Raw genomic sequence first — 18,659 nt, forward strand, 5'->3', positions numbered from 1 at the left:
CCTGATCAACGAAAAAAGCCAGACTCGATCAAAAAAAACATTTATAAAGAATTAAACATCAAACCGCAAGAAATTATTCACAATAGCCCGATCACGGGTTGCCCGCACCGGCTTCGCCCCTACCTTATTATATAAGGCAGCCGGCCATGACTATCAATCGCCCTCGTCCCTGCCCAGGCCCTCCCCGGACCGACCCGTTGCCGAAGGTCCTTCCTGCGATCGTATAGCAAGAATCATGTCATAAATCTCTTGTTTTTTCAGAGGGTAATCTTTTGAAAGGGCCTTGGCAAGCGCCGAGGGGGACAAATCATTGTCGTTAAGGCCACGCCGGATATCGGAGACCAGATCCCCGGCCGATACGGTGTCGGCCGCACCACCTGAGACGATCAGAGTGCATTCGCCCCGGACCCTTTCGCGGGCGGACAAGGTCTCGGCAAGGTCGCTGAGCCGCCCGCGAAGGAACTCCTCGTGGAGTTTGGTCAGCTCACGTCCGAGAACCGCCTCCCGGGACCCCATGACATCGTAAAGTTCCCGAATCAGCGACAGAATCCGATGGGGGGATTCATAAAAAATAAGGGTTCGTGTCTCGTGCTTGAATTCGGAAAGAAACTCCCGCCGCCGCGCCGTTTTCCGCGGCGGAAAACCCAGAAACACAAAGGCGTCCGTCGGCAGACCCGACGCGCACAGTGCGGTCATGGCCGCCGACACCCCCGGAACGGGAACAATCGTCAGGCCCTGCTTTGCAGCCTCACGGACCAGTCGATAGCCCGGATCGGATACCGACGGGGTTCCCGCGTCCGACACCAGGGCCACCGTCTGTCCGCGATTCAGCCGATCCAGCAGCAGGTCGACCCGGTCGCGTTCATTGTGGTCATGAAAGGAGAACAGGGGTTTTGAAATCGAAAAATGGGACAAAAGCTTTCCGGTGTGTCGGGTATCTTCCGCGGCGATCAGATCCACATCCCCAAGAACCTTGAGTGCCCGGAAGGTGATGTCGTCCAGATTGCCGATGGGGGTGGCCACGATATATAAGGTCCCCCGAGGGTCCGGCGCAGGCGAATCCGACGTACTAGAGGGTGAAGGCATTTTTAATCAACTCGATCTCATAGGTTCGGTGATCCGATAAGACGGCCACCACGTCAAACCGGACCCTGACACCGGTTTTGTGATTGGCCTTCAGCCAGTACTGGGCCACACGGGTTATCTTTATTTGTTTTTTCCGGGTCACCGCCTCTTTGGGGTGAACAAAAAAACGCCGGCTTCGGGTTTTGACCTCCACAAACACCAGGGTCTCACCTTCTTTGGCGATGATGTCGATTTCTCCGATCCGGTTCCGGTAATTGGTTGCCAGTATGTGGTAGCCGTTTTTTTTCAGGTAGCGAACCGCATGATGTTCACCGGATTGTCCGAAAAGCTGTCGAAAGTTCAGCATGGTACACCTGGCCCATCGGGTTGACCGGGGTTAGACGTATTCCCGAACGCCTTTAAACGTCAGACGGTGAATGGGGCAGGCCCCCAGACGGGCAAGGGCCTCTTTGTGACGCTTCGTCGGGTAACCCTTGTGAATCCCGAATCCGTAATCCGGATACTGACGATCGTAGTCGGCCATGATCCGGTCTCGGGTCACCTTGGCCACGATGGATGCGGCGGCAATGGACACGCTGAGGGCATCACCCTTTTTGACGGTTTGCTGGGACCCGTCCCAATCGATGGTAAAAATACCGTCAATGAGCAGATGATCCGGAGTCACGCCAAGATCATCGACGGCGCGTCTCATGGAAAGAAGGGAGGCTTGAAGAATATTGAGGCGGTCTATGTCCCGGTGATCGGCGAGGCCCACCCCCACATGGTCGGCATGGGCCATGATGTGGTCGTACAGACGGTCCCGCCTGCCCGCACTGAGGGCCTTGGAGTCAGCGACGCCCCGGTCGTCAAAAAATTCGGAAAGAATGACCGCCGCGGAAACCACCGGTCCCGCCAGGGGGCCCCGACCGGCTTCATCGACCCCCGCAACCGTCAAAAAGCCGCGTGACGCGGCTTTTTTTTCATAGGACCACATGGCAGGCTTCCGACGTCGGCTTCAAACGACCGGTGATGGGTATCCGGCGCATGAAAACCGAAGGGGCATCAATTTCTGAGTTCTTTGATTCGAGCGGCTTTACCGCGCAGATTCCGAAGGTAGTAAATTTTGGAACGACGGACGCGCCCACGGGTCACCAGTTCAACCTTGTCCACCGTCGGTGAGCACAGAGGGAAGACACGTTCAACGCCGATACCGCTCGAAATCTTGCGAACCGTGAAACGGCCGTTGGCTCCGCCGCCGGTCCGGCTGATCACCACACCTTCGAATACCTGAATACGGGTTTTTTCACCCTCGACTATCTTCACGTGCACCTTGACCGTATCCCCGGCCTTGAACACGGGCATATCAAGCCGCAGCTGCTCATTTTCAATCTTTTTGATGATATTCATTGTTATCTCCCAAACAAATAAAACACGTAATTTGCGCTTATTTTTAAAATCCGATAGTCTATATCAGACAAATGATCCCGCCGTCAATATCCAATCGTCATTCCCATCTGTTTTCATGGACCATCCTGCCGTACGGTCAGCCGGTCCAGAATGATCGACACCGCCGAGCGCACCGAGAGATGGTTGTAATCCCCGGCCCCGGCGATGGGTTCGAGCAGTCCCTCGGCCATGCCCAGAACATCGGGGGCAAGCCCCCAGGCCGTCCCGAATAAAAGCAGAAGGTCGTCGCCTTCGGCCCGTTTCGTCCGGATCTCGGCGAAGGACACCGTGGCAGGGCCTTTGACGGCCGAGGTGGCCAGAATGGTCAGCGGGCGCCTGCGCTGCATGTTCAGTTCCTCGAGCATCGCCTCGATCGTGGGCGTGATCCGAATCAGGCTGAATGCTTCCCGCCGGGCCGGATTGAGGCGTCCACCCCGGCCGTTGCTCCAGTGATCGACCACCTTTTCCGCCAGCACCGCCTGATCGGCCAGCGGATTGATCACATAATAGGCCGACACCCCGAAGGTTCGGGCGGCCCGGGCAATGTCGTGAAGATCGAGGTTGGTGACGGCCGAGCAGATCACCCGGCCCTGCTTGTTGACCACCGGGTGATGGACCAGTGCGATATAAAGCCTGCCCGGACCCGTTTTTTCCTGCTCCCCGGACGGTGAAGCGGCCCTTTCACACCCGTTCATGGTCAATCATGCCTTCAATCCGTGTGCACCAGCCCCTGAGAATATCCTGTTCCTCGCGGCTGAACGAGCGGTTTTCCAGGAGATCCGGCCTCTTGAGAAAGGTCCGGATCAGCGATGTTTCCAGACGCCACCTTTCAATGCGGGCATGATTCCCAGAAAGCAGCACATCGGGAACCGCCTCGCCCTCGAAACGGCAGGGCCGTGTGTAATGGGCATGTTCGATCAGGCCGCTCTGGAAACTGTCTTTTTCCGCCGACGCCTCGCCGCCGAGGACCCCGGGAATCAGCCGGATCACCGCATCGGCGATCACCAAAGCCGCCAGTTCGCCGCCGGTGAGGACGTAGTCCCCGATGGATATTTCATCATCCACGTAATTCCGGCAGATACGCTCGTCGATGCCTTCGTACCGGCCGCAGACAAACACGAGGCCGTCCTCTTCGGAGAGTTCCCGGGCCACGTCCTGGGTAAAGGGTCGTCCCTGGGGCGACATGTGAATGACCCGGGCCGTCGGACACCGCTTCCGGGCGGCCCCGATGGCGGCGGCCAGCGGTTCGGGTTTCATGACCATGCCGCACCCGCCGCCGTAAGGCGTATCGTCGGTGACACGGTGTTTGCCCTGGGCGTAATCCCGTATATTCATGGCCGACGCCCTGATGTAACCGTCCTCCACGGCCTTCCGAAGCATGCCGTAGGAGAAATAAGGGTCGACCATTTCCGGAAAAATCGTCAGAACAATCAGATCCATCATAACCCTTCGGGCAGATTGACCGTCATCACGCCTGAATCCAGATCAATCCCGACGATCACCGATTCGAGGGCCGGTATCAGCCTCTCTTCGTTCCGGTTCCGGACCACGTACACGTCGTTGCTTCCGGTGGGAAAAATCGATTCGACCACCCCAAGGGCCTGGCCGTCCACGGAAACAACCGCCAGTCCGATGATATCGAACCAGTAGTATTCATCCTCGTCCGGTTCGGGGAGCAGATGTCTGGCGATCAGGATATCCGCCCCCTTGAAGGGTTCAGCCGCCGAGATATCGTCGATGCCGTCAACCGTCAGAAGCAACCCTTTTTTATAGGGTTTGGCCGACCTGACGGTCACGGGCCTTTCCGGTGCGGACGACGGCCTGAGCACCAGCGGTATGCCGGGTTCATAGAGATCCGTCGACTCCGCATAGGAATACACCTTCAGGTTACCGTGAAGACCGTGGATTCCGCTGACTTTCCCGATCAGGATATAATCGTTTCCGGCCATCTCCCCTATTCTACAATTTCAAGGACGGTCCGTTTTTTTACCTTGGCCGATGCCGCGCTTAGAATGGTGCGCATGGCCCGTGCGGTTCTTCCCTGTTTCCCTATCACTTTCCCCAAATCCTCTTTGGCCACTTTCAGCTCCAGTACAGACGTCTGGTTCCCCTCGATCTCCGAAACTTCAACCTCGTCAGGGTTGTCGACGAGTGCCTGTGCAATGTAGTTGATCAGCTCTTTCATGACTCATCTCCTTTTTGGGCTTTGAGAATCCGGTTCGTGGATATTACGCAGAAACCTGAGACAGTCCTTTCTTTTTCAGAATATCGCTGACCGTACCCGTGGGGGTGGCACCCTCACCGATCCAGTATTTGACCCGATCTTCCTTCAAAGACACCGCTGCAGGTTCCTGCAGAGGATCGTACGTACCCAGGATTTCGATGAACTTGCCATCCCGGGGTGACTCGATATCCGCAACAACAATGCGATAGAACGGTTTTTTCTTTGCGCCTCTTCTTGCCAACCTGATTTTTACTGACATTCGCGTTCTCCTTTAAAACGGCAGCATGCCCCTCAGTGATTTGATGCCGCCTTTATTGAATTTCTTCATCATCTTCATGACCTGGGTATAGTTCTTCAGAAGTTTGTTCACATCCTGAACCTTGGTCCCGCTCCCCATGGCAATCCGTTTTCGCCGACTCCCGTTGATGATCTGATGCTTTCGCCTCTCTTCGGGTGTCATGGAATTTATAATGGCTTCAATCCGCACCAGCTCACGCTCGTCGACATCAAGGTTTTTGAAATGTTTGCTGTTCGACACGCCGGGGATCATTTTCAGCATATCGCCGATGGAGCCCATCTTGCGGATCGACAGCATCTGGTCCTTGAAATCGTCCAGAGTGAACTGGTTCTTCCGAAGCTTTTTTTCGAGTTCAGCGGCCTTCTTGACATCGACCATCTCCGTGGCTTTTTCGACCAGACTGAGCACATCACCCATTCCAAGAATGCGCGATGCCATCCGGTCCGGATGGAAGGCCTCGAAGGCACTGGATTTCTCACCGACCCCGATAAACTTGATGGGTTTACCGGTCACGGCCTTGATGGACAGAGCCGCCCCGCCCCGGGCATCACCGTCCATTTTCGTAAGAATCACACCCCCGATATCCAGGGCGTCATTGAAGGCTGCGGCGATATTCACCGCGTCCTGCCCGGTCATGGCATCGGCCACCAGAAGGATGTCCGAGGGCGTAAGGGCCTGCTTGATCCGTCCCAGTTCGGCCATCAGGGCATCATCGATGTGCAGACGACCGGCCGTGTCGATGATCAGGACATCGCAGCCCTGCTGCTGTGCAGCCACCCGCGCATTACGGCAGATGTCCACCGGATCCGCGTCGGGGCTTGATTCAAACACGGGAACGCCAATCTGGCCGGCCACTTTCACCAGCTGCAGGATCGCCGCGGGTCTGTACACATCCGCCGGGACCAGGAACGGTGTTTTCCCTTTTTTTCGAAGATACAGGGCGAGCTTGCCGGCCGTGGTGGTTTTACCGGAGCCCTGAAGGCCGGCCAGCATCACGGAAACGGGTTTTTCCCCCGCAAGGTCGATATCACAATGGCTGCCGCCCATCAATTCGGCCAGGCTGTCATTGACGATCTTGATCACCTGCTGACCGGGGGTCAGGCTCTGCATGACCTCATGGCCGACGGCACGCTCCTTGACACCGGCCACAAAGGTCTTGGTCACCTTGTAATGCACGTCGGCTTCGAGGAGGGCCATCCGGACCTCTTTCAAAGCCTCTTCGATATTTTTTTCGGTAAGTTTGCCGTGCCCCTTGAGGTTTTTAAAAACCGAAGCCAGCTTGTCACTCAAATTTTCGAACATAAACTTAGGTACCAGCCCTCACGCGTCCGCAACGCCGTCATCCGTGCCCTGACAAAATGATGGAATTATTATTAAATCCATGTTATGTCAAGAACAAAAAAACTCCTTACTATACACGGTTCTCACGGAAAATACATGAAAAAAAAAGACATTAAGGACTTTTCGCAAAAAAAATTAGCCGACTGGCTTCAGGAACATGGCGAAAAACCATATCGTGCCGGACAGGTTTTCAAGTGGCTCTATATTCGTCAGGCCGACTCGTTTGACGAGATGACGGATCTCAGCAAAAAGACTCGTGAATTACTTGAAAACAACTTTACCATACATCGTCTTGAAAAATCAAATACAGAAACATCGCGGGACGGAACGGTCAAATACCTGTTCCGCCTGGAAGACGGGGAATACACCGAGTGCGTCCTCATCCCGGGCAAGGACCGTTACACCCTCTGCATTTCAAGCCAGGTTGGCTGTGCCCAGGGCTGCCGGTTCTGCCTGACGGCCCGGGGCGGATTCAAGCGGAATCTCACCTCCGGGGAAATTGTCGCCCAGATCCGGGATGTACTCCACGATCTGCCCGCTGTGGACGGCGAGCCAACGGCCAAACCCTTTCAGAACATCGTGTTCATGGGCATGGGTGAGCCTCTGGCCAACTTCGACCAATTGGCGGGGGCCCTTGAGATCATCATGGACACCGATTACGGGCTCAAGTTTTCGTCGCGCAAGGTCACCGTCTCCACCTGCGGCCTGATTCACCGCTTCGATGATCTGGGGCGCCGCTTTCCCGTGAACTTGGCCGTCTCGCTCAACGCCACGGACAATGCCACCCGCGACGCCCTGATGCCCATCAACCGGACCTACCCCATCGAAAAACTCATCGATGCCTGCCTAAGGTTTCCCATGGCTCCCCGCAGCAAAATCACGTTCGAATACATTCTGTTCAAGGGAATTAACGATTCGGAAAATCAGGCCCATGAACTGGCCCGGCTGCTTGCACCGGTCAAGGCCAAAATCAACCTGATTCCGTTCAACGAATTCGAGGGCTGCGACTTTAAAACCCCGGATGCCGGTACCATCGAGCGGTTTCTGTCCATCCTCCAGGACAAGGGTTACACGGCCATCGTAAGGAAAAGCATGGGCCAGGACATCTCGGCGGCCTGCGGCCAGCTCCGGGCCAACCAGATCAAAGCCCGGTAGAACGGGTCATTCGGCGCCCCAGGTCACCCGCAGGACTTCCTCATAGGTGGTCAGGCCCTTGAGCATTTTCCGGACGGCATCCTGACGCAGCGTGACCATGCCCTCCTCGACGGCTTTTTTCTTGATCATCGCCACGTCGGCATTGGGGGTGGTCATCTCCCGGATGGTTTCGGAATATTTCAGGATTTCGAAGATGGCCAGGCGGCCCCGGTAGCCCGTGCCCCGGCATTTCACACAGCCCCGCCCCCGGTGAAGAACCAGAGAACCGCTTTGGCCGGTTTCGATGCTGAGCCCGCGCAGGGTTTCAGCGTCGATCTCGAAGGGCTCCCTGCAGTAGTCGCAGATTTTCCGGACCAGCCGCTGCCCCATGACGCCCACCAGACAGGCCTGAATGATGTATGAAGGAATGCCCAGATCCAGAAGCCGGGTGATGGCCGAGGCGGCGTCGTTGGTATGCAGGGTCGAAAAGACCAGATGCCCGGTCATGGCGGCCTGGGCCGCATTCTCGGCGGTTTCCAGATCGCGGGTCTCCCCGATCATGATCACGTCCGGGTCCTGACGGAGAATGTTGCGCAAAATCGTACCGAAGGTGATGCCCACGGCCGGCTGCACGGCGATCTGATTGAATCCTTCATGGACCATTTCGATGGGATCTTCGACGGTGGTGATATTGATGGCCGGACTCGCAAGGGTCCGGAGGGTCGAATAAAGGGTCGTGGACTTGCCGCTTCCCGTGGGACCGCAGACCAGAATGATGCCGTGGGGCATTTTGATAAATTCCTCGTAGCGCGCAAGGGCGCTCTCGGAAAAGCCCAGAGCCGGCAGATCCTGGAACATGGAATCCGGATGCAGCACCCGCATCACCACCTTCTCGCCAAAGGCGATGGGCACCGTGGACACACGGATCTCCACCTCGACACCGTCCTTGTCCGTCTTGATGCGGCCGTCCTGGGGCCGCCGTTTTTCCGCCATGTCCATGCGGGACAGGGCCTTGATCCGGCTGACCATGGCGTTATGCACCTTTTTCGGCAGGGTGTAGACCACATGAAGCATCCCGTCGATCCGCATGCGCACATGGGTCACCTCCCGCATGGGTTCGATGTGAATGTCGCTGGCGCGCTGGTCGAAGGCGTAGCTGAACAGATGGTTGACGGCATTGATGATATGGTGGTCCGTGGACGGGAGTTCATCCATGGATTTAAGCTTCACGTACTGTTCGAGGTTGCCCAGATCCACGGCCGGACCCGAAAACTGATTCTCAGCGGCGGCAATGGATTTCTGGAACCCGAAAAACTCGTTGATGTATTTGATGATGTCGCTTTTCGAACTGACCACGGGCCGGATATCCATCTGGACCACCCGCTTCAGATCGTCCAGGGCCTCACGGTTGAACGGATCCGGTGTCGCCACCACCAGGGCCCCCTCTTTGCGCTCCAGGGGCAGCAGAAGATTCTTCATGGCGAAAATCTTGTGAACCGTACTGGTCACAAGCTTCAGATCGAGCTTCAAGGGGTCGATCTTCAGGTAGGGAACGCCCCAGTCCCCGGCCAGGGTTTCAAAAATCAGGTCCTCGTCCAGGCGTTCCAGGGGACGGTCGGCGCGATTGACCCCGTAACCGGCGATATAATCAATGATGGTCGGCGGATGATCGCCCGAAACCGACGCGGTCTTTTTCTTTGAGGTCGGATTGTCCCGAACCCGCTCCCTGCTCTGAAGAATATCCCTGGCCTGATCTTTGGTCAGGAGCCCGTGCTTGATCAATGACGTAAACACGTCTTTATCCGAAAACATCGCCGTCCTTTCCGCCTGGGGTTTCCCCAAACGCCCGATGGGCAGTACCATAGGGCACTGTCATGTCAGGCACGATAAACCGGACGTCGGGGAATTGCAAACATAAAACGCCGACAGGGGGGGGACCGGCCGCCGCGGTCTCACTCGGACTGCATCACCACCACTTCCCGGTTCCGGTCAAGCACGAACTTGACCCGGCAGCCCATCCTGATTTTGTCTTTTGAGATCTCGTCACCCTGGCTGGAGTAAAACCGGATGTCCTTGGACAGGCGATGACCGGCATCATCGATATACACCTTCTCAAGGGTGAACCCTTCAAAGGGGCCGCAATGCACCCGGGGAACGCAGGGCCGATCAGAAGGAACCGGGGGAGACGCACCCGGGGAAGGCAGGGCCCGTGCAAAGGCCGGAGTCCAGAACGTCCCTGCAATCATGATTGAAACGACCCACATCCTGCCTGAAAATCCTGTGAACAACGATGCCATGGAAACCTCCTTTGTTCCGCAGACTCACCGGCCTGACGCCGTCGGGGTCTGTGCATTAACGGTCAAGGGATGGAATCATGTTGAGACGAACGAAGAAAACATACCGGATGTATAATTTAGATTATACGGGATGTGAGGATCAATTTCAAGAACGGCGTTCAGTTCTTTCCCCCTCGATTACCGGCCTTTCCGGGCATCGACCAGGCCCTCGGCCAGCATATGGCGGACCACCCGTTCGGCGGCGGCATCGAAGTCTTCCCGATCCGACCGGATGACGACGGCGGGGGACTCCGGCGGTTCGTAGGGGGAAGAAATGCCGGTGAAATCAGGGATCTCTCCGTTAAGAGCCCGGGCATACATGCCCTTGGGGTCCCTGCGGATGCATTCCGCAAGGGGGCAATCCACAAATATCTCGATGAAACGGTCTGCGCCGACAATGGATTCAACCGTGCGGCGATCGGCCCGGAAGGGTGAGATAAAGGCCGTCAAAGCGATGATACCCGCGTCCACAAACAGGTGAACCATCTCGCCGATGCGGCGGATGTTCTCGGTTCGGTCCTCCGGAGAAAAGCCCAGGTCCCCGCAGAGACCGTGACGGACGTTGTCCCCGTCGAACACGTAGGTCGAGCATCCCATGGCGTGGAGTTTCTTTTCGACCAGATGGGACACCGTGGATTTGCCCGATGCGGACAGGCCGGTGAACCACACCACCGCGCCCTTGTGCCCGTGAAGGCGTTCACGATCCTCCCGGCCCACCAGGCTTTTGTGCCGGGTGACGTTGCCGCTGTTTTTCGATGTCATGGGGGGCCTCGGTCTTCGGGGCGGAACCGTCGTATGATCCCGCCTGTCGGTTTTTTGTCATGCCTGCCGCATCCGCCTGTCAGATATGCGCGGACACCGATTTATCCATATCCCATTTCCGAGCGGATATCAATTATCGCGATCGAGATCGTCATGTCATCGCCCGGCCCCGGCCGGTCAGACGGCTTGACAACCGCAGCGGATTCACCTTAGATAAAGAACGGCTCTTATCATCACTCTCAACACAGGACATGCCACACGATGACCACCCAACCGACAACCGTCTCCCTGGTGCTGGGCAGCGGCGGCGCCCGGGGCCTGGCCCACATCGGCGTGATCCGCCTTCTTGAGGAAAACCATTACGCCGTCCGTTCCATTTCGGGATGTTCCATGGGGGCTCTGGTGGGCGGCATCTATGCCGCCGGAAAACTCGATGAGTTCGAACAGTGGGTGCGATCGATCACCCGCATGGACATGGTGACCCTCCTCGACCTGGCCTGGGGAAAAACCGGGCTGGTCAAGGGGGAAAAAATCATCAACACCCTGGTGAACCTGGTGGGCGACTGCCGCATCGAGGATCTGCCCGTTTCATTCACAGCCGTCGCGGCGGACGTCAAGCGGGAAAAGGAGGTGTGGATTCAAACCGGCAGTCTGTTTGACGCGATTCGGGCCTCCATCTCCCTGCCCCTGATCTTCACCCCCGTCTCATTCAACGGATCGGACCTGATCGACGGCGGGGTTCTCAATCCCGTGCCCATCGCCCCGACCTTCGGGGATCATACCGACATGACCATCGCCGTGAACCTGGGCGGCCCCGTGGAAGAGAGCCCCGCCCCACCCCGCCCCCGGCCGGCAACCTCCGATACCGCCTCACCCATGAAAAAAACCATCCACCGGTTTGTCAGCCGCCTCAAAACCTCCATAACGATCACCGGCAGCCAGGACTGGGGGGTCTACGACATCGCCAACCAGGCCTTCGACGCCATGCAGTGCACCATCGCCCGCCACAAACTGGCGGCCTATCCCCCGGACAAGCTGATCGTGATCCCCCGGAACGCCTGCGGCATGCTGGAATTTGACCGGGCCGACGCCATGATCGCCCTGGGTTACGACCGAGCCTGCCGGGCCCTGGGGAAAATACCGCTTTAAAAACAATTTTAGTTGACACTAAAATTTTATGCCTTAATTTATTCTCAAGCGAAAAAACAACCACACCCAACACCGGGAGGTCACCATGACACATACATTACCCGAACTTGGATATGCATATAACGCCCTTGAACCGTACATCGATGCAGCCACCATGGAAATACATCATACCAAGCATCACCAGGCCTACATCACCAAGCTCAACGAAGCCCTTGTAAAGTATCCGGAGCTTCAGGGAAAAGACGTGAGAGAACTGCTTGTGAACCTGGAGGCGGTGCCCGAAGACATCCGGGGTGCGGTACGAAACCACGGCGGAGGCCACTACAACCACAGCCTGTTCTGGCCCATGCTGAAAACGGGCGTGCCCTTCGGCGGAGCCGTGAAAGGCCCCATCGACAAAAAATACGGCGGGCTCGACGGTTTTAAAGAAGTTTTCAGTAACGCTGCGGCCACACGGTTCGGCAGCGGTTGGGCCTGGCTCGTGGTCCGCGAGGGCGAACTCGACGTGATTTCCACCGCCAACCAGGACAACCCCGTCAGCCTGGGCCTTGTGCCCATCCTGGGCCTGGACGTGTGGGAGCACGCCTACTACCTGAAATACCAGAACCGCAGGCCCGATTACATCAAGGCCTTTTTTGAAATCATCAACTGGAACGAAGTGAACCGTCTGTACGGACTGGCCGTAAAATAGACGGTGTCAACCGGGCGATGCCATCGCCTCCTCCTGCACCACCTCCCCCGCCGGTATCCTGTGGTATCGGCGGGGGACTTTTTTTGCCCCTGCCGTGATCGTCAGACGCAACGAACCTGAGGCTTGCTGCAAAAACCCTTTATCCATTTCCCCGATATGCTATAAAAGGCAGACGCATCGCGTGAACACCGGACACAACCCCAGGCATAAGGAGTTTTTCTGCATGAAAGCCAACCCGCTGTTTCGAGGTTTTTACCATTCCGACGACGGAGTGATCACCGACATTCTCACGGCCGACGATCAGGGCATGACCTTCACCGCCGCCTTCACCATTCCCCGGAATCTGATCGACCAGTTCCGTTCCCATCCCGAGCATCTGATTTTCAGCGAGCGATCCCGCATCGCCCGGCTGGGCGTGATGATCAGCAGTGATCCCCTGGAAACGGGCCATTTCAGCGAAAACCAGGTGACGGTCACCATGCATGCCTCCTCGGTCATCACACATTATCCGGCATTCAAAGACATCCGGCCGTTTTTTTCCCGCGGGCTCCGCATCGGCCGCCTGGCCTTCTGCGACCCGGCCACCCTGCTCAGTTCCCGGGAGGTACTCGACGCCGTCAACCAGTCCGAGATGAAGCTGCCGGCCTCCACCTCCATTTCCAGCGCCGGGGACATCCTGATCGCTCCCCATCATGTGCTCTACACCCTTGAAAAGCCCCTGGACACGGACACCATCGGCCGGATCCTGTTGCGCAAGGACGGCAAGGAACTGCTCAGGATGCACCAGAAGCGCGAGGAGGTCGACCAGATCGTCATCCCGCCGGGCCAGGGGATCATCACCTCCTGCTCCATGTATCTGAACGATCATTTCGTGGTGCTTCAGAACGACTCCGAGCGTTTCGGGGAGCTGGGCTACCATCTGCCCGCCACCATCCTCGACCCCATACGGACCCGGGGCATCAGCATTTACCTTGAAATCATCAACCGAAGCGACCAGCCCATCGTCAACCCCATGATTCCGGCCAAGATCTACCGGACCGCCAAAGTCGACCGGAGCGCGATTCCCGCCGTCAACGGCACGCCGGTCAGACCCCACCGGTATGAGGATCTGCGGGCCCTGGAATCCCGGTTCGACCGGATGCCGAAGTCGACCTGCTACTACCTGAACAAACCGGCGGCCCTGTTTCCCGAAGCCCATAAACAGGTGGACAGCCTTCCCCTTTTCATCAACGGCCCGGACAAACCCTGTGAAAACTCCCTCAGCGTCTGCGCCACGGACCGTCGCAATTTCCGGCCCGACAGCCTGTGCCCGCACCGGTACGCCGTCGCGAAAATTCCCATCGACAAAGGCAGACCGCCCGCCCCCCTGGTGCTCAAATATTTCCCGAACATCCAGGAGCATTACGACATCATCGATGCCGTTTACAACAACCGCATCAACGCCCTGTATTTTTTCGCGCCCTCCTTTGAGCACGGTCCCTTTCTTTCCCAGCAGGACCACCACCGGCTCCAGGAATATTACGCCCTGGGTCTCAGCGTGTACTGGGTCTCCTCGCTCACCCAACGGCTGATGATGTACACCGAGCGGGACGGCATGGGCTACTTCGTCATTCCCGAAAAGATTCCCGACTTCCACAAGTCCATGCTGTTCGCCTTCTACGGGTCGAACAAGGCCCTGTCCGACGAGGGCAACGCCCGCCTGAGAACCCTGATCCGGGAGCTGATCGCCTTCTGGGGCAAGAGCATCGGCTTTGTCACCGGCGGCGGCAGCGGGGTCATGGAGATGGCCAACGTCCTGGCCCATGAAAACGGCATCCTGTCCGGAGCCAACTTCCTGGAAATCACCGACCAGGCCATCGTTCCCGACGTGGATTTCTGTCAGATTTTCCAGTCTTCCTGCCGCCACAGCCGACAGAAATGGTTCGAGGTCACCTCCTTTCCCATCTTCAACGTCGGCGGTCTCGGCACCCTGGAAGAGCTGGGCATCACCCTGTGCAACATGAAGCTGTCCATCACCGAGCGGGTCCCCCTGGTCCTGTTCGACACCGAACAGACCGGCTACTGGTACAGCGCGGCCGACCAGATCCTGGCCATGGTCCGCGCCAACCGCGCCCCGGCCTGGGCCCGTGAAAACCTGGTCATCACCAGCGACCCCGCCGTGGTCATCGACGCCTATCGAAAGCAGTTGAGGCTGTTCTGACAATAGAGATTCTCTATGAAATATCATGGCCAATCCGCCCTTCAACATGAAAGCCGGGAGGGCCTCCGATGAACTGACCGACGATCCGAGGTGGGACGGCTACGAGATCCCGCCTACGGGCAATACCAACTATGCCTGGATACTTCACATGGCCTCCAAGCTCTCCACAAACGGTGTGGCCGGTTTTGTTCTGGCCAACGGCTCCATGTCCACCAACACCACCAGTGAAGGGGCCATCCGAAAGAAGCTGGTTGCAAACGATCTGGTGAACTGCATGATCGCCCTGCCCGGCCAGATCTTCTTCACCACCCAGATTCCGGTCTGTCTCTGGTTCATTACCAGGAACAAGAAGGCCGACACCGAGTGCGGCGACAGGAACCGGGAAGGCGAAACGCTCTTCATCGATGCCCGGAAGATGGGTTCGATGATCAATTGCACCCAGAAAGGACTCCTTCCCCAAGGCATTGCCGATATAGCCAAAACCTACCATGCATGGCGGAGCGCGGGCGTCCCGCCCGCATGTCGCGCTCAAGAAACAGAAGGCATGAAAGGGAATGCCACGGTGGATCTCAAAGCGGGCGGGACGCCCGCGCTCCCACCATACACCGACATTCCCGGCTACTGTGACTCCGCATCCCGGACGCTGAGAAACTCACCGAGGAGGCACTCTCATCATGACGTTCACCAGGCATCATACCCCACCCCCTAAAAACAAGGGATGGCATTGTCGGGGATATTTACCCCACTTCGATATAAGCGGACTCTACCAAGGCATCACCTATTGCCTCGCCGATGCACGAAGAAGTGGGAGCGCGGGCGTCCCGCCCGCATCATCCCCCACACCACGCCATGTCCAAAACGCCGAACACCGCAAGCACATGGAGGGCGAGCTCAACAAGGGTTACGGTTCATGTCTTTTACGCGATAAGGACATGGCTAAAATCGTTGTGGATGCATGGGCGTTTTTCCATGGCAAGCGGTATGACCTTATCGCCTATGTGGTGATGCCCAATCATGTGCATGTGCTAATCAAAACCTATGAGGGGTTTCCCTTATCCGATGTCATCCATTCGTGGAAGTCGTTTACGGCGCATGAATTTAAGAAGCGTTTGGAGGAAGGGGGGAAATGCGGGCGGGACACCCGCGCTCCAATATGGCAACGGGATTATTATGATCGGTTTATCCGGGATGAAAAGCATTTTACCCAAGCCATCAATTACATACATGAAAACCCTGTCAAAGCCGGATTGTGCAGCCACGCGAGCGAATGGCCATGGTCAAGCGCACGGATTACAAAAGGGGTAGAAGTGGCGGAAGCACATGGGAATCGAACCCACCCGGGACGTGATTAGCGCCCCACACCGGATTTGAAGTCCGACGCAAATCAAATTGATCAACATTGAAACAAAACTTAAATACCCTTAATTAAAGCCATTATCCCGTTACAACCCCGCCATTACAATAGAATTACATTGACAGACATTGGCCTTTTTTGCTTACATAGAGCTTACACAATTTAACATCTGACTCGCTCAAAAACAATAACATGTAAGCATGAGGGCTTTATGGCACGCCAGAAACTGACCGTTGCGAGAATTCGTGGTTTTGAATATCCAGAGAAAGGACAAATCTTTTTGTGGGACTCTGATGTTCCCGGCTTAGGTGTCCGTGCAACCCCAGGTGGCAAGGTGTTCGTTTTTCAAAGTCGTCTTGATGGTAAAACAATCCGTATAAAAATTGGTGATGTCCGGGCCTGGACAATTGATTCTTCCGATCCTGAAACCCCCGGGGCAAAGCAAGAAGCCCGTCGGCTTCAAGCTCTTATTGACAGAGGCATCGATCCTCGAACAGAAAAAACAGACCGGATAGAGAAAGAAAAAGAGAAGCAAGCCAAGGCAAACAGAGAGGCTGTCACTCTGGCCGATGTATGGCCCGAATACATCCAATCACGAAAAGGGAAATGGGGCAAAAGGCATTACCAAGACCATATCGAAATGGCCGACCCGGGGGGTAAAAAATACAAACACCGTAAAGGCATTACAAAGCCTGGGCCACTTGCCTCTTTGATGCCTTTGAAATTATCGGAAATCGTCCCTGGAACGATAGAGGCATGGCTAAGGGATGAAACAATTGAACGAGGAGCAAGGGCGAGATTAGCCTTTTCGCTCTTGCGTGCTTTCTTGAGATGGTGTGATACTAAGCCGGAGTACAAAGGGATAGCCGCTTCAGATGCATGCGCCACATGGCTTAAACGTGAATATATCCCCAAAATGGAATCAAAAACAGACTGCCTACAGCGAGAACAGCTTGCAGTATGGTTTAATGCTGTATGTAACATTGAAAACACAGTCATGGGGTTTTTTCTTCAATCTATTCTTTTAACAGGAGCACGAAAAAACGAGCTTGCCGGTTTGAGGTGGAACGATGTGGACTTTCAATGGGAAACCCTTATTATTAAAGACAAGGTATCGGGTGAACGCACAATCCCCTTGACACCATACATCAAAAGCCTGCTTCTATCATTGCCACGGCGTAACGAATACGTCTTTTCAAGCCTTGCATCTACATCAGGGCGAATATCTGACCCGCGCCACCCCCATAACAGAGCCTTATCAAGGGCAGGCATCGATAACCTCAGTATTCACGGATTACGGCGATCATTTGGGACCCTTTCGGAATGGGTCGAAGTCCCGGCAGGCATCGTTGCCCAAATCATGGGGCATAAACCGAGTGCGACCGCTGAAAAACACTATAAAAAACGTCCGATTGATCTTCTCAGAATGTGGCATGTAAAAATTGAAGAGTGGATATTGAACGAAGCTGGTATTAAAGTAATCCTACCAAAATACCAGCCGTTAAAACTAATTCAGAATTCTTGATATCGACAGGAGACTATCACTTGAAGAACAAGCCTGATTGGGTACCGGATTGGCGTAATGATAAAGAATATACATTCATCTCCGAGGGCTTTCAAAACTCCCAACAAAGAAAAAAGAAGAGTGATACATTTAAAGCATATATACGATTTACGCTCGCATGGGAATTTCTAAGGCGAAGTAAGGATTTTCAAACAACATATCAAATCCTTGCCGAGAAATACCCCCATTATGTCACTAAACACTCCGTTAACAAGAAAGAATGGATTCTCGAGCCTGATTGCACTCCTGAAATCATTGAGGCAAGCTATAACTTTTTTGGTATCTATAACGGTTTCTTCCCAAGCCCAGAATTCCCAAGCTATGATATCGATCATGAAGGATACGCAACCGCCCGAATCGGTTTTCAGGCCCCTACCTGTGCTGCCTACAATTACCATGGGGAAAGAACAGAAATTGCATCTATAGAACAAGGAATGCTTGACTATAATTTAAAGATAGCTACAGAAGCCGATACTCCCCGGAAAAAAGAAAACGCCAAAATGAAATTGGGTGGACAGATTTTAAAATCCGTCAAATTGTCCGAGGAGAGAACGTGGACAAATCTTGAACTTATAAAAGGAGATATACCGATATCCATAAACATATACGGTGATATTGAACAACAAATCCTCGACATCAAGGCCTTCGCCAAGGGAATTCGAGCGGCCCTTAAGCATACCTCATTTGAACAGCCTGTAAAATTGAACCAGCCTACAGACTACTACATAAAATGTCTGCGCGCTTATGATGCCTCCGAAATATATAAAGAGAAGATTGAGGAAATTGCCAAAATTCTCTATAAATCCAAAGGGGAAAATGCAAAGCCTTTAGGCTGTGACTATGACTGTGCCGCTCATGCCATTAACAGAGGAAAGGAGCTTGTCGATTATGCATGGCGTGAGCTGATTTAGGTATCTCCGTTTTTTGAATAAATCCGCAACGAAACCATTCCATAGACAACATCCCACATACTGTCCGACTATCAATTCATAATGATTCGCTTGAATGGAGATCAATCGATTCTTGAAATTATTCAATTGATAAGGAGACACTATGTCACACAAAAAAACAACTCAGCCTGTCCAGCCCACCTTT

Annotated in this window: 21 protein-coding genes; 8 read left to right on the forward strand and 13 right to left on the reverse strand. The window is 55.2% G+C overall.

Features of this window, described 5'->3' with window-relative positions:
* Nucleotides 1–153: 153 nt before the first annotated feature.
* The 10 genes from rsmI to ffh all read right to left on the reverse strand — a co-directional run bounded on the left by rsmI (nt 154) and on the right by ffh (nt 6,335).
* Entirely contained in the window at nt 154–1,023 is an 870-nt protein-coding gene (gene rsmI, locus ACYQ11_RS06570; protein ID WP_459922965.1) for a 16S rRNA (cytidine(1402)-2'-O)-methyltransferase, read from the reverse strand.
* A gap of 46 nt (nt 1,024–1,069) precedes the next feature.
* Nucleotides 1,070–1,432 carry a YraN family protein gene (locus ACYQ11_RS06575; protein WP_459922966.1) on the reverse strand — a complete coding sequence of 121 codons (363 nt, stop codon included), beginning with the start codon at nt 1,430–1,432 and terminating at the stop codon, nt 1,070–1,072.
* Between the two features lie 30 nt (nt 1,433–1,462).
* Nucleotides 1,463–2,059 (reverse strand): ribonuclease HII, encoded by a 597-nt coding sequence (locus ACYQ11_RS06580; RefSeq protein WP_459922967.1) that lies wholly within the window; start codon nt 2,057–2,059, stop codon nt 1,463–1,465.
* A gap of 68 nt (nt 2,060–2,127) precedes the next feature.
* Nucleotides 2,128–2,472 (reverse strand): 50S ribosomal protein L19, encoded by a 345-nt coding sequence (gene rplS, locus ACYQ11_RS06585; RefSeq protein ID WP_459922968.1) that lies wholly within the window; start codon nt 2,470–2,472, stop codon nt 2,128–2,130.
* Between the two features lie 113 nt (nt 2,473–2,585).
* A complete protein-coding gene (locus ACYQ11_RS06590) occupies nt 2,586–3,206 on the reverse strand; it encodes an RNA methyltransferase (RefSeq protein ID WP_459922969.1) in 621 nt (206 codons plus the stop codon).
* Nucleotides 3,193–3,954, reverse strand: coding sequence for a tRNA (guanosine(37)-N1)-methyltransferase TrmD (trmD, locus tag ACYQ11_RS06595; protein ID WP_459922970.1), 762 nt, complete (start codon nt 3,952–3,954; stop codon nt 3,193–3,195). Before trmD ends, ACYQ11_RS06590 begins: the two co-directional genes overlap by 14 nt.
* A complete protein-coding gene (gene rimM, locus ACYQ11_RS06600) occupies nt 3,951–4,460 on the reverse strand; it encodes a ribosome maturation factor RimM (protein ID WP_459922971.1) in 510 nt (169 codons plus the stop codon). The genes trmD and rimM overlap by 4 nt, the downstream gene beginning before the upstream one ends.
* Before the next feature lie 5 nt (nt 4,461–4,465).
* A complete protein-coding gene (locus ACYQ11_RS06605; protein WP_459922972.1) occupies nt 4,466–4,696 on the reverse strand; it encodes a KH domain-containing protein in 231 nt (76 codons plus the stop codon).
* 43 nt (nt 4,697–4,739) lie between these two features.
* Nucleotides 4,740–4,994: a 30S ribosomal protein S16 gene (gene rpsP, locus ACYQ11_RS06610; protein WP_459922973.1), complete on the reverse strand. Its 255-nt coding sequence runs from the start codon at nt 4,992–4,994 to the stop codon at nt 4,740–4,742.
* Between the two features lie 12 nt (nt 4,995–5,006).
* The gene (gene ffh, locus ACYQ11_RS06615) at nt 5,007–6,335 is read right to left on the reverse strand and encodes a signal recognition particle protein (protein WP_459922974.1); all 1,329 of its coding nucleotides are present in this window, start codon (nt 6,333–6,335) and stop codon (nt 5,007–5,009) included.
* 135 nt (nt 6,336–6,470) lie between these two features.
* Here ffh and rlmN point away from each other — a divergent pair, with 135 nt between their 5' ends.
* Nucleotides 6,471–7,529 carry a dual-specificity RNA methyltransferase RlmN gene (rlmN, locus tag ACYQ11_RS06620; RefSeq protein WP_459922975.1) on the forward strand — a complete coding sequence of 353 codons (1,059 nt, stop codon included), beginning with the start codon at nt 6,471–6,473 and terminating at the stop codon, nt 7,527–7,529.
* Nucleotides 7,530–7,535: 6 nt separating this feature from the next.
* Here rlmN and ACYQ11_RS06625 read toward each other — a convergent pair whose 3' ends face one another.
* The 3 genes from ACYQ11_RS06625 to cysC all read right to left on the reverse strand — a co-directional run bounded on the left by ACYQ11_RS06625 (nt 7,536) and on the right by cysC (nt 10,606).
* Nucleotides 7,536–9,371 carry a GspE/PulE family protein gene (locus tag ACYQ11_RS06625; protein ID WP_459922976.1) on the reverse strand — a complete coding sequence of 612 codons (1,836 nt, stop codon included), beginning with the start codon at nt 9,369–9,371 and terminating at the stop codon, nt 7,536–7,538.
* Nucleotides 9,372–9,460: 89 nt separating this feature from the next.
* On the reverse strand, nt 9,461–9,805 hold the full coding sequence (locus tag ACYQ11_RS06630) for a hypothetical protein (RefSeq protein ID WP_459922977.1): 345 nt from the start codon (nt 9,803–9,805) through the stop codon (nt 9,461–9,463).
* Between the two features lie 177 nt (nt 9,806–9,982).
* A complete protein-coding gene (cysC, locus tag ACYQ11_RS06635) occupies nt 9,983–10,606 on the reverse strand; it encodes an adenylyl-sulfate kinase (protein WP_459922978.1) in 624 nt (207 codons plus the stop codon).
* Between the two features lie 261 nt (nt 10,607–10,867).
* Here cysC and ACYQ11_RS06640 point away from each other — a divergent pair, with 261 nt between their 5' ends.
* The 7 genes from ACYQ11_RS06640 to ACYQ11_RS06670 all read left to right on the forward strand — a co-directional run bounded on the left by ACYQ11_RS06640 (nt 10,868) and on the right by ACYQ11_RS06670 (nt 18,475).
* Nucleotides 10,868–11,755 carry a patatin-like phospholipase family protein gene (locus ACYQ11_RS06640; RefSeq protein ID WP_459922979.1) on the forward strand — a complete coding sequence of 296 codons (888 nt, stop codon included), beginning with the start codon at nt 10,868–10,870 and terminating at the stop codon, nt 11,753–11,755.
* A gap of 85 nt (nt 11,756–11,840) precedes the next feature.
* The gene (locus tag ACYQ11_RS06645; protein ID WP_459922980.1) at nt 11,841–12,446 is read left to right on the forward strand and encodes a superoxide dismutase; all 606 of its coding nucleotides are present in this window, start codon (nt 11,841–11,843) and stop codon (nt 12,444–12,446) included.
* A gap of 223 nt (nt 12,447–12,669) precedes the next feature.
* Entirely contained in the window at nt 12,670–14,646 is a 1,977-nt protein-coding gene (locus ACYQ11_RS06650; RefSeq protein WP_459922981.1) for an LOG family protein, read from the forward strand.
* A gap of 25 nt (nt 14,647–14,671) precedes the next feature.
* Entirely contained in the window at nt 14,672–15,355 is a 684-nt protein-coding gene (locus ACYQ11_RS06655; RefSeq protein WP_459922982.1) for an N-6 DNA methylase, read from the forward strand.
* Nucleotides 15,356–15,524: 169 nt separating this feature from the next.
* Entirely contained in the window at nt 15,525–15,998 is a 474-nt protein-coding gene (locus tag ACYQ11_RS06660; RefSeq protein ID WP_459923059.1) for an REP-associated tyrosine transposase, read from the forward strand.
* Nucleotides 15,999–16,211: 213 nt separating this feature from the next.
* Nucleotides 16,212–17,525 (forward strand): tyrosine-type recombinase/integrase, encoded by a 1,314-nt coding sequence (locus ACYQ11_RS06665; RefSeq protein ID WP_459922983.1) that lies wholly within the window; start codon nt 16,212–16,214, stop codon nt 17,523–17,525.
* A gap of 20 nt (nt 17,526–17,545) precedes the next feature.
* Nucleotides 17,546–18,475: a transcriptional regulator domain-containing protein gene (locus tag ACYQ11_RS06670; protein WP_459922984.1), complete on the forward strand. Its 930-nt coding sequence runs from the start codon at nt 17,546–17,548 to the stop codon at nt 18,473–18,475.
* Nucleotides 18,476–18,659 lie beyond the last annotated feature (184 nt).

The sequence above is a fragment of the Desulfatiferula olefinivorans genome, assembly GCF_054657895.1.